At 72.9% G+C, this 23882-nt stretch carries 24 protein-coding genes; 8 read left to right on the top strand and 16 right to left on the bottom strand.

Translation table 11 applies throughout. The features are described from left to right. Positions 1-21: 21 nt before the first annotated feature. The 4 genes from ACSTA4_RS16710 to bla (ACSTA4_RS16695) all read right to left on the bottom strand — a co-directional run bounded on the left by ACSTA4_RS16710 (position 22) and on the right by bla (ACSTA4_RS16695) (position 3801). Positions 22-1053: a phosphatidylinositol-specific phospholipase C domain-containing protein gene (locus ACSTA4_RS16710; protein ID WP_444960078.1), complete on the bottom strand. Its 1032-nt coding sequence runs from the start codon at positions 1051-1053 to the stop codon at positions 22-24. A 143-nt stretch (positions 1054-1196) separates the two neighbouring features. After that, positions 1197-1547, bottom strand: coding sequence for a DUF3817 domain-containing protein (locus ACSTA4_RS16705; RefSeq protein ID WP_378642365.1), 351 nt, complete (start codon positions 1545-1547; stop codon positions 1197-1199). 320 nt (positions 1548-1867) lie between these two features. Next, the gene (bla, locus tag ACSTA4_RS16700) at positions 1868-2821 is read right to left on the bottom strand and encodes a class A beta-lactamase (RefSeq protein WP_444960077.1); all 954 of its coding nucleotides are present in this window, start codon (positions 2819-2821) and stop codon (positions 1868-1870) included. A gap of 62 nt (positions 2822-2883) precedes the next feature. After that, positions 2884-3801, bottom strand: coding sequence for a class A beta-lactamase (gene bla / locus ACSTA4_RS16695; protein ID WP_444960076.1), 918 nt, complete (start codon positions 3799-3801; stop codon positions 2884-2886). 209 nt (positions 3802-4010) lie between these two features. Here bla (ACSTA4_RS16695) and ACSTA4_RS16690 point away from each other — a divergent pair, with 209 nt between their 5' ends. Together ACSTA4_RS16690 and ACSTA4_RS16685 are read left to right on the top strand one after the other, a co-directional pair. After that, positions 4011-4949 (top strand): LysR family transcriptional regulator, encoded by a 939-nt coding sequence (locus tag ACSTA4_RS16690; RefSeq protein ID WP_416028142.1) that lies wholly within the window; start codon positions 4011-4013, stop codon positions 4947-4949. Then, entirely contained in the window at positions 4946-5854 is a 909-nt protein-coding gene (locus tag ACSTA4_RS16685; RefSeq protein WP_444960075.1) for a serine hydrolase, read from the top strand. Before ACSTA4_RS16690 ends, ACSTA4_RS16685 begins: the two co-directional genes overlap by 4 nt. A 124-nt stretch (positions 5855-5978) precedes the next feature. On the opposite strand, the gene ACSTA4_RS16680 is transcribed toward ACSTA4_RS16685, so the two are convergent. Further along, positions 5979-6845 (bottom strand): LLM class F420-dependent oxidoreductase, encoded by an 867-nt coding sequence (locus tag ACSTA4_RS16680; protein WP_444960074.1) that lies wholly within the window; start codon positions 6843-6845, stop codon positions 5979-5981. A 70-nt stretch (positions 6846-6915) separates the two neighbouring features. Next, the gene (locus ACSTA4_RS16675) at positions 6916-7851 is read right to left on the bottom strand and encodes a LysR family transcriptional regulator ArgP (protein ID WP_444960073.1); all 936 of its coding nucleotides are present in this window, start codon (positions 7849-7851) and stop codon (positions 6916-6918) included. A 72-nt stretch (positions 7852-7923) separates the two neighbouring features. On the opposite strand from ACSTA4_RS16675, the gene ACSTA4_RS16670 reads away from it, so the two are divergent. From ACSTA4_RS16670 to ACSTA4_RS16655, 4 genes are all read left to right on the top strand, one after another. Then, positions 7924-8544, top strand: a complete 621-nt coding sequence (locus ACSTA4_RS16670) for a LysE/ArgO family amino acid transporter (protein ID WP_444960072.1) — start codon at positions 7924-7926, stop codon at positions 8542-8544. A gap of 303 nt (positions 8545-8847) precedes the next feature. Next, entirely contained in the window at positions 8848-10026 is a 1179-nt protein-coding gene (gene rhaI / locus ACSTA4_RS16665; protein ID WP_274973429.1) for an L-rhamnose isomerase, read from the top strand. Continuing rightward, positions 10014-12104, top strand: a complete 2091-nt coding sequence (locus ACSTA4_RS16660; RefSeq protein WP_444960071.1) for a bifunctional aldolase/short-chain dehydrogenase — start codon at positions 10014-10016, stop codon at positions 12102-12104. Before rhaI ends, ACSTA4_RS16660 begins: the two co-directional genes overlap by 13 nt. After that, positions 12101-13624, top strand: coding sequence for a rhamnulokinase (locus ACSTA4_RS16655; RefSeq protein ID WP_444960070.1), 1524 nt, complete (start codon positions 12101-12103; stop codon positions 13622-13624). Before ACSTA4_RS16660 ends, ACSTA4_RS16655 begins: the two co-directional genes overlap by 4 nt. Before the next feature lie 77 nt (positions 13625-13701). Here ACSTA4_RS16655 and ACSTA4_RS16650 read toward each other — a convergent pair whose 3' ends face one another. The 6 genes from ACSTA4_RS16650 to ACSTA4_RS16625 all read right to left on the bottom strand — a co-directional run bounded on the left by ACSTA4_RS16650 (position 13702) and on the right by ACSTA4_RS16625 (position 17897). Continuing rightward, entirely contained in the window at positions 13702-14040 is a 339-nt protein-coding gene (locus tag ACSTA4_RS16650) for a hypothetical protein (protein ID WP_444960069.1), read from the bottom strand. 602 nt (positions 14041-14642) lie between these two features. Further along, entirely contained in the window at positions 14643-15794 is a 1152-nt protein-coding gene (locus tag ACSTA4_RS16645; RefSeq protein ID WP_444960068.1) for a methyltransferase domain-containing protein, read from the bottom strand. A gap of 121 nt (positions 15795-15915) precedes the next feature. Then, the gene (locus ACSTA4_RS16640; protein WP_444960067.1) at positions 15916-16191 is read right to left on the bottom strand and encodes a hypothetical protein; all 276 of its coding nucleotides are present in this window, start codon (positions 16189-16191) and stop codon (positions 15916-15918) included. A gap of 90 nt (positions 16192-16281) precedes the next feature. Further along, positions 16282-17130 (bottom strand): helix-turn-helix domain-containing protein, encoded by an 849-nt coding sequence (locus tag ACSTA4_RS16635; protein WP_444960066.1) that lies wholly within the window; start codon positions 17128-17130, stop codon positions 16282-16284. A gap of 25 nt (positions 17131-17155) precedes the next feature. Then, positions 17156-17683 carry a DUF6879 family protein gene (locus tag ACSTA4_RS16630; RefSeq protein WP_444960065.1) on the bottom strand — a complete coding sequence of 176 codons (528 nt, stop codon included), beginning with the start codon at positions 17681-17683 and terminating at the stop codon, positions 17156-17158. Then, entirely contained in the window at positions 17655-17897 is a 243-nt protein-coding gene (locus ACSTA4_RS16625; protein WP_444960064.1) for a hypothetical protein, read from the bottom strand. Before ACSTA4_RS16625 ends, ACSTA4_RS16630 begins: the two co-directional genes overlap by 29 nt. A gap of 185 nt (positions 17898-18082) precedes the next feature. On the opposite strand from ACSTA4_RS16625, the gene ACSTA4_RS16620 reads away from it, so the two are divergent. Further along, entirely contained in the window at positions 18083-18829 is a 747-nt protein-coding gene (locus ACSTA4_RS16620; RefSeq protein ID WP_444960063.1) for a GNAT family N-acetyltransferase, read from the top strand. Between the two features lie 14 nt (positions 18830-18843). Here the strand turns inward: ACSTA4_RS16620 and ACSTA4_RS16615 are convergent, their stop codons facing one another. The 4 genes from ACSTA4_RS16615 to ACSTA4_RS16600 form a co-directional block, all read right to left on the bottom strand. After that, on the bottom strand, positions 18844-20049 hold the full coding sequence (locus tag ACSTA4_RS16615; protein WP_444960062.1) for a zinc-dependent alcohol dehydrogenase: 1206 nt from the start codon (positions 20047-20049) through the stop codon (positions 18844-18846). A gap of 188 nt (positions 20050-20237) precedes the next feature. After that, the gene (locus tag ACSTA4_RS16610; protein ID WP_444960061.1) at positions 20238-21041 is read right to left on the bottom strand and encodes an SAM-dependent methyltransferase; all 804 of its coding nucleotides are present in this window, start codon (positions 21039-21041) and stop codon (positions 20238-20240) included. Between the two features lie 87 nt (positions 21042-21128). Beyond that, entirely contained in the window at positions 21129-21905 is a 777-nt protein-coding gene (locus ACSTA4_RS16605) for a MurR/RpiR family transcriptional regulator (RefSeq protein WP_444960060.1), read from the bottom strand. Positions 21906-22577: 672 nt separating this feature from the next. Then, positions 22578-23153, bottom strand: coding sequence for an RNA-guided endonuclease InsQ/TnpB family protein (locus tag ACSTA4_RS16600; protein ID WP_444960059.1), 576 nt, complete (start codon positions 23151-23153; stop codon positions 22578-22580). Here ACSTA4_RS16600 and ACSTA4_RS16595 point away from each other — a divergent pair. Continuing rightward, positions 23112-23846: a hypothetical protein gene (locus tag ACSTA4_RS16595; protein ID WP_444960058.1), complete on the top strand. Its 735-nt coding sequence runs from the start codon at positions 23112-23114 to the stop codon at positions 23844-23846. The genes ACSTA4_RS16600 and ACSTA4_RS16595 overlap by 42 nt on opposite strands. Positions 23847-23882 lie beyond the last annotated feature (36 nt).

The following is a 23882-nucleotide window of genomic DNA, read 5'->3' as shown; positions in this document are numbered from 1 at the left end:
CTGCGGCGGACGGCCCCGGCGTCAGCCGACGCCCGGGCCGTGCGGGACGACCATGGACAGCACCCCGGGCAGGCCCGCCCAGTCACTGGTCACCGTGGTGGCCCCGGCCTGCGCGAGTTCGCGCACGCGGGCGGCGGCCTCCTCCGGGGAGGGGGTGCGCGCGTCGATCGCGGGGGACACCGCGTGGGCGTCGGTCATCACCAGCAGGTAGTCGTTCTCGCCGTACCAGGAGGTGTCGATCCCCCCGGTGTAGGTCGGGGCGCTGCCGTCGAAGACCACGAACCACGGCCGCAGCTCCTCGGCGTAGCGCTCGCGCGGGTCGCCGCCGCGTGCGCCGAGCACCGCCGGGAAGGTGGCCGCCTCGTCCAGGCGGCCCTCGGCGGCCAGGTCGCGCAGGCGCGACGCCTGCTCCTCGTCGGTCCACAGGTCGTCGAAGGGGTTGCCCTGCTCGAAGGTGCCCGGGGTCAGGTAGACGACGACCCTCCCGGCCAGAGCGCCGCGCGAGGGCCATCCGTCGGCGCGCACCGCCTCGTCCAGGGTGGCGTGGGCGCCCGCCAGCAGGTCGTCCGGCCGGAACAGGGCGTCGCCCAGGACCTGGTCGGCGAGCGCGTCGAACTCGGCGGGGCCCAGACCCGCCTCGGCGTGGTAGCCCTTCTTCATCTCGACCTTGAGCAGCAGCGGCGGGTGGCCGGGGTTGGTCTCGTGCCAGGTGCGCACGTCGCGCAGGCAGTCGGCGAGGTCGCCGTCGCCGCCCCGGCGCAGTTCGTCGGGGCTGGTGGCCCCGGCGCAGTTGTTGTGCTGGCCGACCAGTTCGTGGTTGACCCGCCAGGTGCCGAACCACTCGTCGGTCCACACGTCCAGTTCCAGGAGCCCGGCACCGGAGTCGAGGGCGTCGGCGAAGTGGGGGAAGGTCGCCGTCTCGTAGGCGTTGTGCACGCCCACGGAGGTGGTCCGGGAGAGGGCCTGCTCGGCAGCGGAGGCGGGGGAGGGGGCGCTGGTCAGGGCGAGGGCGAGCGCGGCGCAGGTCAGCGCGGCGGTGCGGGCGGAGGGCATGGGGGTCCTTCGGCGCTGGGGGTCACTGACTGGTGGTCAATCAACCACAGGTCACCGCTCGTGCGCAAAGGGTCATGCTCCGGAAGGTGGCGCGGGGCCCAACGGAGGATGAAGTCCCGTCGGGCCCCGCGAAGTCCGGGGGTTCAGGCCACGGGCTCGGGCGCGCGGTCCCGCTCCTCGGCGCGGGGGGCCAGACGCCCGGTGCGGTGCAGCCACCAGTCCGCGACCAGGGTGCCCAGGGGAGGCACGGAGGCGGCCAGGGCCACCAGGGTCGCCCACAGGTTCCAGCGCAGGTGCAGGGCGGCGGCCAGGGTGACCACCACGTAGAGCACGAAGGCGCCCCCGTGCAGGGGGCCGAAGAGGTGCACGCCCGCCTCGCTGCCGCTGCCCAGGTACTTGACGTACATGCCGCCCAGGAGGCCGATCCAGGTCAGGGCCTCGATGACCGCCACCACGCGGAAGACGATCGCTGTGACACGGGGACTGATGCTCACGCTGTTCCTCGGACTCGCTCGGTTCTGGACAGGAGGGGAGTTTCCCGGCGCCCGCCGGGCCCGGACCGCTCCCAGGCTAGGACACGTTTTCGAGTGGCCGAATCCGGGGCGGAAGGTGCGGAAGCACACGTTCGGGCGTTCCGCGCGCACCGGTGACGGGCCTCTCCGGCCCGGCCCGTGTTGGTGGGCACAGGCCGGGGGAGACGGAGGACCCGGGGGCACGCGCCCCCGGGTCCTCAGCGGGCCCCTTCGACCGGGCTTCTTCGGCCGAGCTCTCCCGGCCGAGTCGCCTCAGCCGGGTCGCACCGAGCCCGGCGCCGTCAGCCCAGGGCCTCCACCACGACCTCGGCGGCCCCGGCGATCAGCGCGTTGTCGTACTCGGCGTCCTCCTCGTCACGGCTGGACATGACGGCGAGGACGATGGGGTCGCCCTCCGGGGGCCACAGGACGGCGATGTCGTTGCGCGTGCCGTAGTTCCCGCTCCCCGTCTTGTCGCCGACCTCCCAGCCCTCGGGCACCCCGGCGCGGATCAGCTCGTCCCCGGTCAGGTTGTCGACGAGCATCCGCGTGAGCACCTCGCGCCGGTCCTCGGGCAGGGCGTCGCCGAGGACGAACTCGCGCAGGCTCCCGGCCATGGCGCGCGGCGTGCTCGTGTCCCGGGTGTCACCGGGAGCCCACCGGCTCAGGCCGGGTTCGACGCGGTCGGCCTCGATCACGTCGTCGCCCATCTCCTCCATCGCCTCCTCGAACCCGTCGGGTCCGCCGAGTTCGTCGAAGAGCAGGTTGGCGGCGGTGTTGTCGCTGTAGCGGACGGCGGCGTCGGCCACCTCCGCCAGGGGCAGCCCGGTGTCGACGTGCTGTTCGGTGACCGGTGAGTGGCCGAACACGTCGTCGGCGTCGTAGGTGACGACCTCCTCCATCTCCTCGGGCGTGTTCCGCTGGAGCACCAGCGCCGCGCTGAAGGCCTTGTGGGTGGAGCAGTAGGCGAACCGCTCGTCGGGGCGGTGCGCGACCTCCTCGCCGCTGCCGGTGTCCACCGCGTAGACGCCCAGCCGCGCGTCGAACTCCTCCTCCAGGTCCGCGAACTCGTCGGCGAATCCGGAGGAGAGGTCGGCCGGGGCCGACCGCCCGGCCGAGCCCTCGGCGGAGGGCCCGGCCGAGGGCTCCGTCCCCGGAGCCGGTCCGGAACCGTCCGCCCCGCAGGCGGCGGCGGGAACGAGGGTGACCGCGGCCAGGGCCGCGAGTCCGGTGCGCCGTAGGGGTGAAAGCAACATCTTCCCTGCTCCTTCTGTCCTGGGGACGTCCGGTCTCCGTGCCCGGTCGGCACGGAGCGGCGTCAGGCCAGCTCCTCCGCGACGACCTCGGCGGCCCGGGCGATCAGGGCGTTGTCGTACTCGGCGTCCTCCTCGTCACGGCTGGACATGACGGCGAGGACGATGGGGTCGCCCTCCGGAGGCCAGATGACGGCGATGTCGTTGCGCGTGCCGTGGCTCCCGGCGCCGGTCTTGTCGCCGACCCTCCAGTCCTCGGGCACCCCGGCGCGGATCAGCTCGTCGCCGGTGGTGTTGTTGACGAGCATGTCGTTGAGCACCTCGCGCCGGTCCTCGGGCAGGGCGTCGCCGAGGGTGAACTCGCGCAGGCTCCCGGCCATGGCGCGCGGCGTGCTCGTGTCGCTGGTGTCCCCGGGGGTCCAGTCGTTCAGCTCGGTCTCGAGCCGCTCCGGGTCGGTGACGTCGTCGCCGATCGCCTCCAGCTCGTCCTCGAACGCGTCCGGCCCGCCCAGTTCCTCGAACAGCAGGTTGGCGGCGGTGTTGTCGCTGTGGCGGACGGCGGCGTCGGCCACCTCCATCAGCGTCATGCCCGTGTCCACGTGCTGCTCGGTGATCGGCGAGTAGTCGACCAGGTCCTCCTCGGTGTAGGTGACGACCTCCTCCATCTCCTCGGGCGTGTTCTGCTGGAGTACCAGTGCCGCGGTCAGGGCCTTGTGCGTCGAGGCGTAGGCGAACCGCTCGTCGGGGCGGTGCTCGACCTCCTCGCCGCTGCCGGTGTCCACCGCGTAGACGCCCAGCCGCGCGTCGAACTCCTCCTCCAGCCGCTCGAACTCCCGGGCGGGACCGCCGGAGGCCGCCGGAGAGGCCGACTGCTCCGCCTCGGGGGTCGCGGCGCCGTTGGCCGCCGCGCAGCCGGTGGCGGGGACGAGGACGACCGCGGCCAGGGCCGCGAGTCCGGTGCGCCGGTGGGATGAGAACACCATGTGTGCCTGCTCTTCCTGTCCTGGGTGTGCGCGGGTCCTCGGCCGGGCCCGAAGGCGGCCCGGACACGGAAGGACCCCCGGTCAGCCGTGCGGGAACCCGCACGCGCCGCCCTGCCGGGCGGCCTCGACCAGCAGTCTGACCGCTGGCACTGATGCTGTCCAAGACAGAAACGACCAGTTCCATGCCAAAACGGCATACCATGAGGGTCATGGACCTCGTCGGCGCCTGCAAGGCGTTCGTGAACGTGAGCGAGAGGGGCAGCTTCACCCTCGGAGCCGCCGCCGCCCGCATCCCCCAGCCGGTCGCCAGCAGGCGCATCGCCGCCCTGGAGCGGCACCTGGGCGCCCGCCTGTTCGACCGCTCCACCCGCCGGGCCACCCTCACCCAGTTCGGCCGCGACATGCTGCCCTCGGCCAGGCGCCTGGTCCGGCTGGCCGAGGAGATGGAGCACGACGCGGAGAGGGCGGCGCTGCGCCCGCTGCGCCTGGCCGTGCCCGACACCTGCGCCACGCGCGACCTCGCCCTCCTGGGCGCCGAGGCCCGCGAGGAGGGCATCCACCTGGACTTCCGCTCCGCCGCGCCCGCGGCGCGGACCGAGCTGCTGGGCGCCCGCGAGGTGCGCGCCGCCCTGGCGGGGGTGCCGCCCGACGAGGCCGCGTGGACGGTCCCGCTGGGGCTGGCGGGCACCGGGGAGCCGCGCGCCGGGGCCGTCTACCTGGAGACCCTGCGCCTGCCCCGCGACCGCTCGTCCTCGCGCGGCCGCCGCGTCTGGCTCCAGCCCGAGGACGACGTCCCCCACGTGCGCGACCCCCTCAACCGCCTGCGCGACGCCGTGGGCCTGCGGCCCGGCCAGGTGGTCCTCGCCGCCTCCCTGGCCTCCGCCGCCGCCGAGGTCCTGGGTTCGCGGGACCTCCTGCTGTGCTCTCCCCGCCAGGCCGAGGACCTGGGGCTGTACTGGCGCCCCACGGGCGAGGTCCGCCTCGCACGCGGCTACGAGGTGGCCGCCGAGACCGGGGACGAGGCCGAGCGGCTGCGCGCCCTCCTGGGGCGGGCGATCGCCCGGTGCCTGGGCGCCCCGGAGGGGGAGGGGCGGCCCGGCACGGACGGGCCGCCCGGGCGCACCGACGCAGAACGGGAGTCCGCGTGAGCGCCACCGCCCTGGTCCGCGACCTGCGCCGCGAACTCGACGAGGGCGGACTGCGGGGCTCCTTCCTGGTACGGGACATGCGCACGGGCGAGGAACTGGGCATCGAACCCGACCTGGAGTTCTCGACGGCCTCGCTCGTCAAGGTCCCGCTCGCCGTCGCCACGCTCGAACGTATCCGCGCGGGTGAGATCGACGGCGCCGAACAGGTCCTCGTGCAGCCGGGCCGGGTCACTACCCCGGGACCCACCGGGATGAGCCGGTTCCGCCACCCGGCCCGCGTCAGCGTCGAGGACCTGCTCTACCTCAGCATGTGCCTGAGCGACAACACCGCCACCGACGCCCTGTTCGAGATCACCCCTCCCGAGCGGGTCGCCGCGTCGCTGCGCGCGGCCGGGCTGCGCGGCATCACCGTCCGGCACACGATGCGCGGCCTCAGCGACACCCCCGCCGACCGGCTCGGCCCCGAGGGCGCGCACCTGGCGCACTCGCTGGCCATCGGCGAGGGCACCGCCGGGCGGGGGCACCGCATCGAGCAGCTCGACGTCACCCGGGCCAGCTCCGGGGCGGCCCGGGCCTTCGCCGACCTGCTGGAGGCGCTGTGGCGGCCCCGGGCGATCGACCCGGACGTAGCCGCCCGGGTACGGGAGCTGATGGGTGACAACCTGCTGCGCCACCGGCTGGCCCCCGACTTCACCTCCGACCTCTCCCGGTGGTCGTCCAAGACCGGAACCCTGCTCAACCTGCGCCACGAGATCGGTGTGGTCGAGCACGCCGACGGCCAGGCCTTCGCCGTCGCGGTGCTGACCGAGTCGCGCGTGCCCGCCTACCACCAGCCCGGGGCCGAGGCGCTCATGGCGCGCGTGGCGCGGGAGCTGCGCGACCACCTGCGCGCGGGAGTCCGCTGACCGGGAGGGGGCTCACACGCAGTGACCTTGCTCCCGGCGTCACTGTGAACGCCGAAAATGGCACTGGGAGCAAGATCGCCGGGGAGCTCCCCGCGTCTCGGGTGGAGGCGCTTCGGGGGAGGACTCAGCCCCGGGCGGTGAGCCCCAGAGCCGGGGCGAGCCGGGCCAGCACCGGCAGGATGTCGTCGTCCTCGGCCAGCGGCTGCACCGCGACGTGGTCCGCGCCCGCCTCCAGGTGCGCGCGCAGCTCCGCCGCCGCCGTCTCCGGTGCGCCCTGGGCGACCATGGCGTCCACCAGCGCGTCGCTGCCGCCGTCGGCGAAGTCCTCGTCGGAGAAGCCCAGGCGCCGGAAGTTGGCGAGGTAGTTGGTCAGCCGGTTGTCGACGTAGACGCTGAGCCCCTTCCTGGCGGTGCGCCGGGTCTCCGCACGGTCCCCGCCCAGGGCCACCTTGTGTTCGGGCGCCAGCAGCGGACCCTCGCCCAGCGCCTCGCGCGCGTCGCGGGTGAACTCGGGGTTGACCAGGTACGGGTGGGTTCCGGCGGCGCGCTCGGTGGACAGGCGGAGCATCCGCGGCCCCAGGGCGGCCACCACGCGCCGGTCCGCGGGCACGCCCCCGCGGTCGAGGACGTCCAGGTAGTCCACCACCGCGCCGAAGGGCTTGACCGCCTCGGGGCCGTTGGCCTCGCGGTGGCCCGCGCCGATGCCGAGCAGGAACCGGCCGGGGTGTTCGGACTCGATTCGGCGGAAGGAGTCGGCCACCGCCTCCGCGTCCGCGGTCCAGATGTTGACGATGCCCGTCGCGACCGCGAGCCGCGACGTCGCGGCCAGCGCCGTGGACACCTCCTCCATGTCGGCGCCGGGGGAGCCGCCGACCCAGACGGCGCCGTAGCCCAGCCGTTCGATCTCGGCGGCCGCTTCGGCGGTCAGGTCGGTCCTGTTCACCCACACTCCGTAGGTCCCCAGGTCGACGGCGGTGGCGTTCAGGCTCATGACGGGCCTTCCTTTGACGGTGGTGTCGACGTGCCGCCCCCGGCGGCCCGCCGAACGGGCACGGGGGGACCTACCCACCTTGCGCCCCGACCGAGCGCCCCCGGTCGGAGCCCAGCGGGTGCAGGCGCTCGGCCGCGCCCGCGCGCACGGCCTCCGAGACCCGGTCCAGGACCGGGGAGCGCAGGTTCCACCGCTGCCAGTACAGGCGCACGTCCACGGGGCGGTCCGGGGCCAGGGCCACGAGCCGCCCCGAGGCGATGTGCTCCGAGCACTGCGGTTCGGGCACCACGCCCCACCCGAACCCGAGCAGGACGGTCCGGGCGAAGTCCTCCGACGCGGGGATGTAGTGCCGGGGGCCGGAGGGTTCGCCGCCGACGGACTCGCGCAGGAACCGGTCCTGGAGGTCGTCGCGGCGGTCGAAGTTGACCACCGGCGCACGGGCGAGCAGCTCCGGGTCCGCCCGGCCGCCGAGGTGCTCCCGGTCGAAGTCCGGACTGCACACCGCGTGGTAGCGCATCGCGCCCAGGCCCGCCACGGTGCACCCCTGGACCGCCTCGGGTGTGGAGGTCACGGCGGCCATCACCGCCCCCGAACGCAGCAGGGACGTGGTGTGCTCCTCGTCCTCGCGGTAGATCTCGAACACCGCGCCCAGGTCGGCTGGCAGGTCCGCCAGCGCCTCCAGGAACCAGGTGGCCAGGCTGTCGGCGTTGACGGCCAGCGGCACCGACACCCGGCCCCGCTCGTGCTCGCCCAGCCGCAGCTCCGCGTCGGCGTCCTCGTCCAGCAGCAGCACCTGGCGGGCGTAGCGCAGCACCACGTCCCCGGCGGCGGTGGTCCGCACGGGGTTCGTGCGCTGGACCAGCACCCGGCCCGCGGTCTGCTCCATGGCCCGGACCCGCTGGGACACCGCCGAGGCCGTCACGTGCAGCCGCCGCGCGGCGGCCTCGAACGTGCCCTCGTCCACCAGGGTCGTCAGGGTGCGCAGATGGTCGAACTGGAACGGCATGTTAAGCCTCTCTCAGGGATGCTAAGAAAGTTTAGCTTTACTACACACGGGTGCCCGACCTAGCTTTTCGGGGTGAACGAGACACTCCTCCCCGCCCTGCTCGGCCTCGGCACCGGGCTCGCGCTCATCGTGGCCATCGGCGCCCAGAACGCCCACGTCCTGCGGATCGGCATCGAGGGCCGCACCGGAACCGTCCTGCCGGTGGTGCTGGTCTGCGCCCTGTCCGACGCCGTGCTCATCACGGCCGGGGTCCTCGGCGTCGGCGTCGTCGTCGAGGCCGCGCCCCTCGCCGTCACCGCGGTCCGCCTGCTCGGCGCGGGCTTCCTGGTCGTCTACGGCCTGTCCGCCGCGCGCCGCGTCCTGCGCCCCGGCTCCCTGGTGGTCGGCGGCGGGCTCCCCGGCGGGCGCGGGGCCGCGGTGACCACGGCGCTGGTGCTCACCTGGCTCAACCCGCACGTGTACCTGGACACGGTGGTGTTCCTGGGCTCGCTGGCCAACCAGCAGGGCGGCGACGCGCGCTGGTGGTGGACGGCGGGCGCGGTCACGGGCAGCTTCGTGTGGTTCTTCGGTCTGGGCTTCGGCGCCCGCCTGCTGCGCCCGGTCTTCGCCCGCCCGGGCGCCTGGCGGGTCCTGGACGCGCTCATCGCCGCCGTCATGCTCACCCTGGGCGTGCGCATGGCCCTCGGAGCCTGAGCCGCGGCCCCTTCGCCGGGCCGGGCGCCCGGCCCGGCGAAGGGGCGGGCGTCGGAACCGCCCCCCGGGCCGCTCCCACCGCCGTCGCCCCGGCGTGGCGCGGGTCTCCTTCTCGGGCCGTGCGCCCCCTGTTCATAAAACGTTTCAAGCAGCGGATGATCGCCTGGCCAGGCGTAAGGGTAAGTGAACCTTGACACATCAGAAGAGCTGGCGGTAGTTTCAGCGCAACCTGAGTGAAACGATTCAATGGGCCTTCCCGCCGGTCGGACCGGCAGGCGAGCCCTCCCCGAACGGAGCCCCACCGTGGCAGCACTCCCCGAACGCGGCGCGGACGCCCTGGCCGTCCTGCGGCGCCAGCACATCGAACTCCCCTCCTGGGCCTTCGGGAACTCCGGTACCCGGTTCAAGGTGTTCGCGCAGCCCGGCGTCCCCCGCGACCCCTGGGAGAAGGTCGCCGACTCCGCCGAGGTCCACCGCCTCACCGGGGTCGCCCCCACGGTCGCCCTGCACATCCCCTGGGACCGGGTCGACGACTACGCCGCGCTCGCCGCCCACGCGCGCGACCTGGGCATCGGCGTCGGCACCGTCAACGCCAACGTCTTCCAGGACGACGACTACCGGCTCGGCAGCGTCACCAACCCCGATCCGGGCGTGCGCCGCAAGGCGATCGACCACCTGCTGGAGTGCGTGGACGTCATGGACGCCACCGGCTCGCGCGACCTCAAGCTGTGGTTCGCCGACGGCACCAACTACCCCGGCCAGGACGACCTGCGCGCCCGCCAGGACCGCCTCGCCGAGGCCCTGTCCGAGGTCTACGACCGGCTCGGCCCCGACCAGCGCCTGCTGCTGGAGTACAAGCTCTTCGAGCCCGCCTTCTACGCCACCGACGTCCCCGACTGGGGCACCGCCTACGCCCACTGCCTGGAGCTGGGGGAGAGGGCCGTGGTCTGCGTGGACACCGGCCACCACGCCGCGCACACCAACATCGAGTTCATCGTCGCGTTCCTGCTGCGCGCCGGGAAGCTCGGCGCCTTCGACTTCAACTCGCGCTTCTACGCCGACGACGACCTCATGGTCGGCGCCGCCGACCCCTTCCAGCTCTTCCGCATCATGTACGAGGTCGTGCGCGGCGGCGGCCTGGCCGCCGACACCGGGGTCGCGTTCATGCTCGACCAGTGCCACAACATCGAGCCCAAGATCGCCGGTCAGATCCGCTCGGTCATGAACGTGCAGGAGGCCACCGCCAAGGCCCTGCTCGTGGACGCCGACGCGCTCGCCGCCGCCCAGCGCGAGGGAGACGTCCTGGCCGCCAACGCCGCCCTGATGGACGCCTACAACACCGACGTGCGGCCCATGCTCGCCGACCTGCGCCGGGAGCAGGGGCTGGACCCCGACCCCATGGCCGCGCACGCCCGCTCCGGCTACGCCGAGCGCGTCGCCGAGGAGCGTAAGGGCGGCGCCCAGGCCGGGTGGGGCGCGTGAACCGGCCGCCGACCCAGCACAGCAGCACCGAACAGGGAGATCCCGTGCCCGACGTCGTCGAACAGCTCCTCGCCCGCAGCAACACCCTCGGCGCCGACCCGCGCAACACCAACTTCGCCGGGGGCAACACCTCCGCCGCGGGCACCCGCACCGACCCCGTCACCGGACAGGACGTCGACCTGCTCTGGGTCAAGGGCTCCGGCGGCGACCTGGGCACCCTCACCGAGGACGGCCTGGCCGTGCTGCGCCTGGACCGCCTGCGCGCCCTCGTGGACGTCTACCCCGGCGAGGACCGCGAGGACGAGATGGTCGCCGCCTTCGACCACTGCCTGTTCGGCAGGGGCGGCGCCGCGCCCTCCATCGACACCGCCATGCACGGCCTGCTGCGCGCCGCGCACGTGGACCACCTGCACCCCGACTCCGGCATCGCCCTGGCCACCGCCGCGGACGGCGAGCGCCTGACCCGCGAGTGCTTCGGCGACCGCGTGGTGTGGGTGCCCTGGCGCCGCCCCGGGTTCCAGCTCGGCCTGGACATCGCACGCATCGCCGAGGAGAACCCCGACGCCATCGGCGCGATCCTGGGCGGCCACGGCATCACCGCCTGGGCCCAGACCAGCGAGCAGTGCCAGGCCAACTCCCTGGAGATCATCCGCACCGCCGAGAGGTTCCTGGAGGAGAACGGCCGCCCCGAGCCCTTCGGCCCCGCCCTGGACGGCTACGGCGCCCTGCCCGGGGCCGAGCGCCGCGAGCGCGCCGCCGCCCTGGCCCCGGTCATCCGCGGACTGGCCTCCACCGACCACCCCCAGGTGGGCCGCTTCACCGACAGCGACGTGGTCCTGGACTTCCTGGCCGGGGCCGAACACCCCCGCCTGGCCGCGCTGGGCACCTCCTGCCCCGACCACTTCCTGCGCACCAAGGTCCGCCCCCTGGTGCTCGACCTGCCCGCCGACGCCCCGCTGGAGCGGGCCGTGGAGCGCCTGCGCGAACTGCACCGGGAGTACCGGGCCGAGTACCGCGCCTACTACGAGCGCCACGCCGACGCCGACAGCCCCGCCATGCGCGGCGCCGACCCGGCGATCGTGCTGGTCCCCGGCGTGGGCATGTTCTCCTTCGGCAAGGACGCCAAGACCGCGCGCGTGGCGGGCGAGTTCTACGTCAACGCCGTCAACGTGATGCGCGGCGCCGAGTCCGTCTCCACCTACCGGCCCATCGAGGAGTCGGAGAAGTTCCGCATCGAGTACTGGGCGATGGAGGAGGCCAAGCTCGCCCGCCTGCCCAGGCCCAAGCCGCTCGCCGCCCGGGTCGCCCTGGTCACGGGCGCGGCCAGCGGTATCGGCAAGGCCATCGCCGCACGCCTGGCGGGCGAGGGTGCCTGCGTGGTCGTGGCCGACCTGGACGCGGACAGGGCGGCCGCCGCCGCGGCCGAACTGGGCGGCGCAGACACGGCGGTGGGCCTGGCCTGCGACGTCAGCGACTCGGGTGCGGTGGCCCGCGCCTTCGCCGAGGCCGCCCTGGCCTTCGGCGGCGTGGACCTGGTGGTCAACAACGCCGGGCTGTCCATCTCCAAGCCGCTGCTGGAGACCACCGAGCGCGACTGGGACCTGCAGCACGACGTCATGGCCAAGGGGTCCTTCCTGGTCTCGCGCGAGGCGGCCCGGACGATGACCGCCCAGGGCATGGGCGGCGACATCGTCTACATCGCCTCCAAGAACGCCGTGTTCGCCGGTCCCAACAACGTCGCCTACTCCGCGGTCAAGGCCGACCAGGCCCACCAGGTGCGGCTGCTGGCCGCCGAACTGGGCGGCGAGGGCATCCGGGTCAACGGCGTCAACCCCGACGGGGTGGTGCGCGGCTCGGGGATCTTCGCCGGGGGCTGGGGCGCCCAGCGGGCCAAGGTGTACGGGGTCAGGGAGGAGGACCTGGGCGCGTTCTACGCCCAGCGCACCATCCTGGGCCGCGAGGTGCTGCCCGAGCACGTGGCCAACGCGGTGTTCGCGCTGACCGCGGGGGAGCTGTCGCACACCACCGGCCTGCACATCCCCGTGGACAGCGGCGTCGCCGCAGCGTTCCTGCGATGAGAGACGTCGGAGGGGGTGCCGCTGGAGGGGGCGCCGTCCACGCCGCCGTCGACCTGGGCGCCTCCAGCGGCCGGGTCATCGCCGGGCGGTTCGAGGACGGGCGGCTGCGCACCGAGGAGGTGGCCCGCTTCCCCAACGGGCCGGTCACCGTGCCCGCGGACGGCCGCGCCAGCCTGCACTGGGACGTGCTGTCCCTGTACGCGGGCGTGGTCGGAGGGCTGCGGCGGGCCGCCGGACCCCACGGCCTGGTCTCGGTCGGCGTGGACTCCTGGGCGGTGGACTACGGGTTGCTGGACGCCGACGGAGCCCTGCTCGGCAACCCCGTGCACTACCGCGACGGCCGCACCGACGGGGCGCCCGAGCGGGTGTTCGCGCACCTGCCCGCCGAGCGGATGTACGCGGTCAACGGGTTGCAGGTGCAGCCGTTCAACACGGTGTTCCAGCTCGCCGCCGCATCCGGCGGCGCCCAGCTGGCCGCGGCCCGCGATCTGCTGCTCGTGCCCGACCTGCTCGGGTACTGGCTGACGGGCGAGCGGGTCGCGGAGCTGACCAACGCCTCCACCACCGGCCTGGTCGACGTGCGCGAACGCCGCTGGGCCGACGCCTGCCTGGACCTGCTGGAGACGGGCTTCGGCGTCGCGGCGCGGGACCTGCTGCCCGGCCTGGTCGAACCCGGAACCGTCGTCGGCGCCCTCCGGGGCGGCCCGGAATCCGGTGCGGGCCTCGGCGCCGCGGCGGGCGCGCCGCTGGTGGCGGTGGGCTCGCACGACACCGCCTCCGCCGTGGTGGCCGTGCCCGCGACCACGCGCCGCTTCGCCTACGTCTCCTCGGGGACGTGGTCTCTGGTGGGCGTGGAGCTGGACGCCCCGGTGCGCACCGAGGCGAGCCGGGCGGCCAACTTCACCAACGAGCTGGGCGTGGACGGCACGGTGCGCTACCTGCGCAACGTCGCGGGACTGTGGCTGCTCCAGGAGTCGCTGCGCACTTGGCGGGAGCGGGGACGGGAGGTGGACCTGGCCGACCTGCTGGAGCGGACCGCCCGCGTGCCCGCGCTGTCGTGCGTGGTGGACGTGGACGACCCCCGGTTCCTGCCGCCGGGGGACATGCCCGCGCGGATCGCCGCGTTCGCCGCCGAGACCGGGCAGCGCCCGCCGGAGGGCGAGGCCGAGGTGGCGCGGTGCGTGGTGGACTCCCTGGCGCTGGCCTACCGCCGGGCGGTGCGCCGGGCCGCCGAGCTGAGCGGGACGGACGTGGAGGTGGTCCACGTGGTCGGCGGGGGCTCGCGCAACGCGCTGCTGTGCCAGCTCACCGCGGACGCGGTCGGGCTGGAGGTGGTCGCCGGGCCCGCGGAGGGGGCGGCGATCGGCAACCTGCTGGTGCAGGCCCGCGCGGTCGGAGTGGTGGAGGGCGGCCTGGCCGACCTGCGCCGGATCGTGGCCGACTCCACCGAGGTCGGACGGTACCGCCCGAGCGGGCCGCAGGCCCCGTGGGAGGCCGCCGAGCGTCTGCTCCACGGCTGAGGCCGGACCGCACACGAGGACGGGGCCGGTGCTCGCAGGCGAGCACCGGCCCCGGTCGTTTGGCTGTCAGGCGGCTGTCAGGAGAGGGAGGCCTTCGCGGCGGCGCGGCGCGGTCGGCCGGTCCGTGCGGGCCCCGGGTTCCAGGTGCGGCGGGCGCGGGACGGCGTGACGGTGATACCCAGTCCGGCCGGTTCGGTTTCGCGCCTCGGCTCCGGCGCCCGGTTGACGGAGGGCTCCTCCACCTCCACGGCGCGCGCGGGCACGTGCGGGGGCTGGAGGCTGCGCCGCAGGGCCGTGAGCGCCCTGCGCGCCGCACCCCTGCGGACTCCCAGCCCGCTTCTGGACCCCATCGGGGCCAGGGTGTCCACGACCACCGCTACCGTGACCGCAACCGCTACGAAAATCGCCAGCGTCATGTTCCCCCGCTCCCCTTTTCCCCGGACGGCCGCGGCCGTTGATCGCTCACTCCGGCCGTTGCGCCCTCCGCACCGACGACCCGATGTCTCTGCAAGGTGCCCGTGTGATCACCTCTGAAACCCCAGGGAGAACAGTGTGTCGTCCGCCGTGCGGTCGAGGACGACTCTAGGCCCGGCCTACGACGTTTCCGGGGCCGCCGTCCGGACCGCGCTCACCGGCCCGGAAGCCGTCGGGGCCTGATTCCTGCGGCTTCTCTGAGAACCGGGACCCGCGCGGAGACCGGTACCGCCTTCTCCGGTACCCGTCAGGTCCGGGACCGGTTACGGACAGTACGGTGTGCGACCAGGTGCCGTGACAAAGCGGTGGCGCCGCCGCCCGCGAAAGTGTTCAATCAAGGACGAACCGGGCTCGTGGTCGGACATCACCCAGACGGGGCGGACAGCGGCGGAAGGAGGCACATGGACGCGGTGGAGGCGTACGCGCGGAACCACGCCGAGGCCTGGAGACGCCTCCTGGCGGGCCGGACTCGTGTGGCTCCAGCGGCTCCAGAAGACAGGCGGGGCCGGTGCTCTCCGTGAGCACCGGCCCCACGCGTTCCGGGTCAGGCGGAGGCGGGTTCCGTCGCGGTCCGGTGCGGCCAGCGCGGCCCGGAGGGATCACCGAGCCAGGCCGTGTGCTCACCCGACGCCGTCACGGTGAGCCCGTACTCCGTCAGTTCCGGGCACCCCCGCGCCGTCCAGTACCCGTGCGCCGCGATGACCTCCTCACCCACCGGTCGCGGGCCGCCCTGTTCCACCCTGCCGTCCGCGTACAGCCGCGCCCACGACGGGGAGTCCAGCGCCGAGAGCCACACGCACGTATCGGCTTCGCCACGCACCGCGCGCATGCCGATCCGGACACCGGGCATCATGAGCGCCAGTTGCGGACCGGCCCCGCCCATGACCACCTCGCGTGCGTCCCCGCCGCGGTTCCACGTGCGCTCGGCTGTGCCGTGCAGGTCGTGCGGAGCGCCGTACCGGGCGCGCTGGTCGCGCAGGGGCATGAAGCTGGCGTCACCCGCGAAGCGCCCCTGCGCGAAACCCTCCTCCGACACCACGAGCCGGGCCATGGTTCCGCCGGGCAGGTTCGCCACCGGTTCCCACGGTGTGACGACCACGCCCCCGGGCCGGGTCTGCCCGATCCACGCCCGGGGAACCTCGACCACGGCGCAGGTGGCGATGACCGCGTCGTAGGGCGCCCCCTCCGCGTACCCGGCGGCGCCGTCCGCCACGATGGTGCGCGGCGCGTAACCGGTCGCCCGGAGGCGATCGGCGGCCTGCCCGGCCACACCGGCGTCCACCTCCACCGTGGTCACCTCACCGACCGGGCCCACGAGTTCGCACAGGATCGCGGCGTTGTAGCCCGTACCGGTGCCGACCTCCAACACGTGCTGGCCGGGGCCCACCCCGGCGGCCTCGATCATCGTGGCCATGACCGAGGGCGCCGAGGAGGAGGACGTCGGGATGTTCATGGGCCCGCTGTTGCCGTCGTTGACCTGGGTGATCACCGGTGCGTCGGCGTAGGTGAGATCCGCCCACCGCTGCGGCGCGTCCCGTCGGTCCAGGGGGTCGCCCACAGCATCGGGCCACACGCGGTCGGGGATGAACAGGTGCCGGGGCACCTTGGCGAAGGCCTCCCGGACGGGACCGGTCGTCTCCAGCGCGTCGGCCAGCCGGTTCCGCAGCTCCAGCAGCGAGGCGTGGTCGGGGGTCATACGCCACCGGTCCCGTTGCACAGCGGGCAGTCGATGATTTCCTTGTCGGACCAGGGGCCGCTGCCGTCGCCTCCGGCAATGACCTTGCCCGTTCCGTTGCAGGGGGAGCAGTCTGCCATTCTCAGCCTCTTTCGGGAACACGCTGGGAGCACGGGGGTTCGGGCGGAAACGGTCTTCCGAAGCGCTGTCCCGGAGCTTCCAGCGCGGCCACGAAGGCCTCCAGCGTCGGTTCGATGAGGGTGGGAGCCGTCAGGCCGGAGGGTGATCTGTCGGTGGCCACCCACAGGTCGCCGTTGTGGTGGATGGCGTAGCGGTCGCCGTAGTGCCTGCGCAGGGCGAGGAGCACGACTTCGGCGTGATCGACCTGGGGTTCGCCGGGCGGGGGAGGACTCTGCACGGGAGCGTCCGATCTGCGTCGGGGACTGATCGGAACGCTACAGAGAGTGGCCTATGAGGACCTAGCGGGTTGCACGAAGTTGCACGGAAATTAGTCGAGCGCCTCGATCGCCGAGGTGATCAGCGCTCGGGCCCTGGGCCCGTAGACGGCGAGCTTCTGGAGGCGGCCGAACGCCTTCGTGTACGTCGCCACCTCGGTCGGGGCCTCGATGGTGAGCTCCGCGGTGGTGAGTTCGACGCGGACGAGGCTGTCGTCGTAGACGGTGAAGGCTTCGAGCGGCAGCACGAGGCGCTGGGTGGAGAAGGGAATGACCCCCACGGAGACGTTGGGCAGGGACATGGCGGACAGCACATGTCCGAGCTGCCCGGCCATCACTTCGGCAGTGCCCATGCGATAACGCAGGACGGACTCTTCGAGCAGCATGGAGAACCGGTGACCGCCACGCCTGAGGATGCGTGAGCGGTCCATCCGGGCGTCCACGGCCGCGTCGATGTCCTCGTCGTCACCGTCGAGATCGGTGATGGCGGTGAAGAGCGCGGCGATGTAGCCGGGGGTCTGGAGGAACCCGGGGATCACGTTCGGGGTGTAGATCCGAAAGAGCCCGGTCTGTTCGAACAGGGGAATGTAGGACTCCTGGAGGTGTCGGAGCCCGGCGCGCTGCTTGCGCCTCCACTCCACGTACAGCGACTCCGCGTTCCGCGATGCGGAGACCAGGTCCTCCGCCTGGCTGTCCGCTCCACAGGCTCTGCACCAGGCCCTGATGTCGGCGTCGGAGGGCGGTGTCTTCGCGTTCTCGATGCGCGAGGACTTCGATTTGTTCCACTGACAGAGGGACGCCAGTTCGGCCCCGGTCAGCCCGGCGTCCAGGCGGATTTCTCTCAGCCGCGAAGCGACGGCCTCGCGGGCCGCTCGGGCACTGGATCTGGAAGACGAGGGCACGAACTGGTATCCGGTGTTCTAGTGGTCAGAGGCGGAAGTCGGCGTGGGGGATGGCGCGCTCCCAGACGGCCTCGAAGGCCGAGGAGCACAGTTTGGCGAGCTCCGGGTCTTCGGTGACCTCCTGCTCAAGCCATCGTCCGTCTCCCGTGAAGTGGTTGACATGGACGATGCGTCCGTCGAAGAGCCAGAAGTCGTTGCCGGGGAACGCGATGTCGGTCGCCTGACGGCGTGGGAGCCAGCGTACGTGTTCTCCCGCGATGATGTTCCCTTGGGTGCCCGCGTGCTCGAAACGGATGTAGTCCGTCACCGGCATCGAGACCACTCGTGCCCGACGCACGGTGACGCCTCGGGCCGTGGCTTCGGCGACCGCCTGGTAGAACGGGGCCCACCAGGACTCGCGGTCATTCCAGTCGCCGCGGTGCCCGACCCGTTTCCACTCCTCGAAGCCCGAGACCTCGTCGGCCACACCGTAGACGTCGCGCATCTCCAGGTGGATCGCGGACTCCTGACAGGAGTTGAGCAGGTCATCGAAGGTGGGTGCGTTCTGCGTCATTGCAGGCCTCCCTCAGGATCTTGACCATACGGGCGGGAACACGCACGACCGCTTCGTGGTCGGGGATGGTGCCGACCTCCCGGCATGCGGTCAGGGTTTCTTCGCTGGCTTTCCAGCCCTGGATGACCAGGTCGGCTGTGACCTCATCGACGAAGACCGTCGGTGAGCCCTTCGTGTCGGATTCCGGATCCTTGCCGAAGTAACGCAGTGCCATGGATGCTTTCCTCTCGGGTCAGTTGCATCCGGTTGCACGAGCGTCCCGTGCCATCACCATGCGTGTCAAGTCCGTGACCGGTTACGGACAGTACGGTGTGTGAACAGGTGCCGTGACAAAGCGGTGGCGCCGCCGCCCGCCAACATGTTCAATCCAGGGTGAACCGGGCTCGCAGAAGGAGGCACATGGACGCGGTGGAGGCGTACGCGCGGAACCACGCCGAGGCGTGGAGACACCTTCTGGCGGGCCGGACCGAGGAGACCGACGCCCACGACGGGTTCAGCGTCCTGCGCACGGCGGACCCCCGGGAGACGAGGGTGCACCTCACGCGTGCCGCGGCGCGCGTCCCGGACCGGGTGTCGTCCGCCCTGTCCGCGCCGGGCCGTGTGAGCCTGGACGATCCCTTCGGAAGACTCCGGCCCTTGGAGGGGTTCGCGCGGACCCCGCGGCCCGTCATGGTGCGCGGGGGGACCGCGGCGCCCGCGCCCGCGCCCCGTCCCCGCCCGGAGGTCGGGATCGCCGCCGTGGGCGAGGAGAAGGCCCTGCTCACGGTGGAGCGGCTCGTGGTGGACGGCTTTCCTCTGCCGTCTCGCCAGCCGCACACGCCTCAGTGCTTCCTTCCCGTCGGTCTTCTGGACGGGGGAGGCTGGCGGGCCTGGCTCGCCACGTACCGGGGCTCGCCCGCCTCGGCCTGCCTGACCTTCGACCACGGCGGCGTGGTCGCCCTCTACTGGCTGGTGACCGCGCCCGAGCACCGGTCGCGCGGCATCGCGCGTGCGGTGCTGTCGCGGGTACTGCTCCACCACCGGGGGCGTGGCGTGGTCCTCGTCCCGACCGAGGACGGCCGCCCCCTCTACGACTCGCTCGGCTTCGTCGAGGTGGGCAGGGGCGGCTTCCACACGAGGACGAACGCCGAGGCCCCCGTGCGGTAGGCGCCGTCGGGTGGTCAGGCCGTGGTCACGGCCACCTTGGTCCAGCCCGGCTCGCGGTGGTCGAAGGCGCGGTAGGAGTCCAGCACCTCGTCGAACGGCACCTCCTGGGTGAGGACCGAGGTGATGTCCACGCTGCCGCTGGCCACCATCTCCAGAAGCTCGGGGATGTAGGTGCGGTGGTTGCAGTTACCCATCTTCAGGGTGAGGTTCTTGTTCATCGCCGCGCCGATGGGGAAGTGCGTCATCGTCGGCGGGTAGACGCCGATGACGGACAGGGTGCCCGCCTTCGCGATCGCGTCCACCGCCCACCGCGCGGCCTGGGACGGGGCGTCGCCGGGAACCCAGGTGTCTCCCTGGGACCGGGGCTCGGGCACGAGCTCGGAGACCTCCGTCGCGAACTGCTCCTTCATCTCCTCCTGGGCGGCCGGTCCCTGCTTGGGCCGCTCCGCGTCGACCCCGACGGCGTCGATCACGCGGTCCGGGCCGATGCCCCCGGTGAGTTCCACCAGGGTGGCCACCGGGTCCTCCGAGGTGTAGTCGATCACCTCGGCGTGCAGCAGGCGCGCCTGCTCCAACCGGCTCGCGACCCCGTCGACCGCCAGTACGCGCCCCGCTCCCTGGAGGAAGGCGCTCAGCACGGCGAACAGTCCCACGGGCCCGCACCCCATCACCGCGACGGTGTCGCCCGGGGTGATCTCGGCGAGCTTGGCCCCGAACCACGCAGTGGGGAAGATGTCGGAGACCAGGACGGCCTCCTCGTCGCTCACACGCTCGGGGATGCTGACGAGCCCCACGTTGGCGTAGGGGACGCGCACCCGTTCGGCCTGGAGGCCGGGGAAGGAACCGGTCGCCTCCGGCCCCCCGAAGAACGCCGTGCCCGCGCGTCGGCCCCCGGGGTTGGCGTTGTCGCACTGGGCGAAGTAGCCCGACCGGCAGTAGCTGCACGCCCCGCACCCGATGGTGGAGGGGATGACCACCCGGTCGCCCGGCTGGAAGTTGCGGACCTGGGAACCGACCTCGGTCACCACGCCGACACCCTCGTGGCCCAGGACGGTGCCCGGCACCATTCCCGGCATGGTGCCCCGGATCATGTGCAGGTCGGTGCCGCAGATCGCGCTCGTGGTGATCTGCACGATGGCGTCCTGGGAGTGCTCGATGCGCGGTTCCGGCACGTCATCCAGGCGGATGTCACCGATACCGTGCCATACGACGGCCTTCATGGTCTTCCTCCCAACGGTGGCGGGACGCGTCGGCGCGCCCCGAAGCGGCGGATGTCCGTTGGGTGCGGCGGCTACCCGGGCCCCGAGGCCGTAAACGGGGGCTGCGGACACGGGGACCGGTCCGGACGCCCTCTCGCGGACGGGGCGGGACCGGCCTCGGCCCGGCCGCGTACGCGCGGGGCCGCGCCTCAGTCCTTGCGGGCCAGGCCGCAGTACTCGGGGATGTCGCGCGCCCTTCCGACCTCGACCGGCTCGGGCCGCCACCGGGTGACGCAGACGACCCCGGGATCGACCAGCGCCAACCCGTCGAAGAAGCGGGTGAAGTCCTCCACCGTGCGCATGTGGTACGGCTGCGCGACGCTCTCCCGCCAGCGCCGGAGCGCCTTCAGCGCGCGCTCGTCGGTGACGGCCTCCACATGGGCGAGGACGCCGTCGCACACGGCCAGGAAACTGCCCGGCGCCAGCGCGTCCGTGTAGGCGCGCACGATGCCCAGGGCCTCCTCCAGGTCGCCGAAGTGCCCCATCGTCCCCAGTAGGGACAGCGCGACCGGGCGGTCCAGGTCCAGGGTCGCGCCGGCGCCCTCCAGCACCCGGTCGGTGTCGCGCAGGTCCGCTCCCACGAACCGGGTCCGTCTCTCGTCGGTGCCCACCAGCAGGGCGCGCGCGTGCGCCAGGACCATGGGGTCGTTGTCCACGTAGACCACGCGCGCGTCCGGCGCGTGCGCCCGCGCCACCTCGTGGGTGTTGTCGGCAGCGGGCAGTCCGGCGCCGAGGTCGAGGAACTGGCGGACGCCCTCCTCCCGGGCCAGGTGGCCGACCGCGCGGCGCAGGAAGAGCCGGTCCCCCCGGACGGCCTCGACGATCTGGGGCGCCAGCCCTCCGACGGCGTCGCCCATCTCGCGGTCCACCGGGTAGTTGTCCCTGCCGCCGAGCCAGTAGTCCCGCACCCGCGCGGTGTGGGCGACGCCGGTGTCGATGGGGATGTCCGTCATGGTGGCCTCTCGGGTGGGGGCGGACCGTAACAAGCGGTACGCGCAGTCTCATGCGTCCCACGACCCGCCCGCAACCCGAAAACCCCGTCATGAAGGGCGTCGCGCTCCACCCGGCCCTTCCGCGGCGCCGCCGCGGTCGGTGACGTCGGTGTCGATCTCGGCACCGGCCACGGCGCGGCGCAGGCGGTTGAGGCGCTGGTGGGCCGCGACCGATCCGGTGCGGTCGCGGGCGGCCAGTTCCATGGTGAGGGCGTGGGCCACCAGCCAGCTCGCGAGGTTCTCGCTCGCGGCGCCCGAGGTGGAGGGCGGGGTGGTCAGGACCGCCTCGACCCGGTCGCGCACGGCCTCGGTGACCACGACGACGGGCGCCCCGACCTCGGCCGCGTGGTCCAGGAGGGCGTCGATCTCCCGGAAGAGCCGCAGCGGCGCGAAGACCACCACGGCGTCGTCGCCGCCGATGCCCAGCAGGTCGTCCGCGAAGTAGCGGGCGGTCGCCGAGGCCGGTCCGATGCCGTAGGCGACGGTGCGCCCGGCCGCCTCGACCATGCGGACCGCCGTGTCGAAGGCCCCGGCGTCGAGGACCTCGGGCAGCCCCCGCAGCAGGTCGACGCTGTCGGAGAGGACCTGGTCGAACACGCGCGTGCCGCTGAGGCGCTCCAGCCGCTGGTCCAGGACCAGGGCGGGGTCGCGCCGGGTGGTGAGCATGTCCGTCACCGCGCGCTTGAGTTCGCGCAGGCCGCCGTAGCCCAGCGACCGGGCCGTGCGCACGACGGTGGCGTCGCTGGTGCCGGTGCGGGCGGCCAGTTCGGCGGCCGACGACCCCCTCCCCGATCCGTTCGTACCAAGGAGCGGAATGTTCCCCACAGACGAAGTCGACGATGACGCCGTCACCACCCTGCTGTTCGCCGTCACCGTTCTCGGCCTGCTCGTGCTCGCCGGGGTCGTGCTGCGGCTGCCGTTAGCCCCGCTGCGCCGCCTGTTCGTCCTGGCCGCGCTCATCGGCGGCGTCTTGGGGGTCGCGCTGGAGCCCTACGGCGCGGGGCTGTTCCCCGAGAGCATGATCGGCACCTGGGCCGCACTGCCCGGGGCGCTGATCACTGTGGTCTTCGCCCCGATGCTCATCGGCGTGCGCATCTTCGACCCGAACGGGAGCTACCACCACATCGCGCCGCAGCTCCTGTTCGGGTACATGGGCGACTTCCTGATGATCGGCGTCCCCGTGCTGGTGTGCGCCGCGCTGCTCATGCCCTTCTGGGACGTGAACGCGATGTTCGGCACCGTCATCGAGGTCGGCTGGCCGGGCGGGCACGGCACCGCCGCCGGAATAGACCCGGTCCACGCCGAACTGGGCTGGGCCCTTGCCGTACTGGTATTCGGCATCGTGACGGGCATGGTGCTCTTGACTTCCCCTTCCTCGCGAACGAGGAAGATTCCAACCATCCCTTGGCGGGGCGGTGGTACTGCGCGCCTCGCGGCCGCAACTGGTTCCTGCTTCATCGACATGGCATCCCAGAGGTCTCGGCAGGCTGGCACGGTTCACCCCGAAGGGCTAGTCCATCCGCGCGTGAGAATGTTCTGGGCCGCGTTTACGTCCGCATGCGCTGTGTGCCCGCACCTGCCGCAGCAGAACACCGATTGGCTCTCTCGGTTCTCCACAGCGACGTATCCGCACGAGTGACAGGTCTGGGACGTGTACGCGGGGTTGACCTCCACGATCTGGCTCCCGGTCCGCCGGGCCGCGTTCTGACAGGCCAGCGTGAGGCCGTGCCATCCCTTGGCCAGGATCGCCCGGTTCAACCCCGCCTTCTGACGCACGTTGACACCCGGCGCGTGGGTGGTGCCTTTGGCGGAGGCCGTCATGTTCGTGGTGTTGAGCTTTTCCAGCACCACGACCGCGTTCTCGGCACACAGCACGTGCGCGGTCCGCGCGGCGAAATCGGCGCGCCGGGCCCGCACCCGCCCGGTCAGTTTGCCCAGGGCGGCCCTGGTCCTGGCCCGGTTGTTCGATCCCTTGCGTTGGCGGGACAGGCGTCGGCGCAGACGGCGCTCCCGCTCGGCCTCTTTCGGGGTTTGGAAGGTGCGGTCGAGCAGGTCTCCATCGCTGGTGGCCACCGCCACCACCACACCCCGGTCGATGCCCACCGCGCTGTTCGGGCGCTGACCGCCGCGGCGGTGCTGATCGGCTGGGTGCTCCAGTACCTCCTCGGACTCGTGATCCCCGGCATGCCCCTGTTCCCGCTGGCGATGATCGGCGGCGGCGTCGTGCAGGCGGTCATCGCGCGCACCCGGCTGGGCGAGGCGGTGGACCCCAGCAGTCTGCGCGCCATCCAGGGGGTCGCACTCGACCTGCTGGTGGTCTCGGCCGTCGCGTCCATCGCGGTGCCCGTCGTGCTCGGCAACATCGTGCCGCTGCTCGTGCTGGTCGCGGTCGCCGCGCTGGTCTGCGTGGGCTTCTTCTACTGGGCGGGTCCGCGGATGTTCCGCGACTCCTGGTTCGAGCACTCCATCGTCAACTTCGGCACGCTGACGGCGGTGGCCTCGGTCGGCCTGATGCTGCTGCGCACGGCCGACCCGGAACTGAGGACCGACGCCGCGCGGGCCTACGCGCTGCGCGCGCCCTTCTTCAGCCCGATCGCCGGGGGAGGCATGTTGACCGCGCTGCTGCCGCTGATCGCGGTGAATTACGGCCCCTGGGCGCTGGGCATCGGAGCGCTCGTCGCCGCGGCGGCGGTGTACGTGCTCGCGCGGGTGCTGGGGATCTGGCGGCGGCCCGGAGCGGGCGTCGGCGCCGACGCCGGAGTCTGAGCCTCCGGTTCCGGGCGCGAACGCGAGAGGCCCTTC

It is taken from the genome of Nocardiopsis sp. M1B1, assembly GCF_052466615.1.
This window is presented reverse-complemented; position numbering and strand designations above follow the sequence as displayed.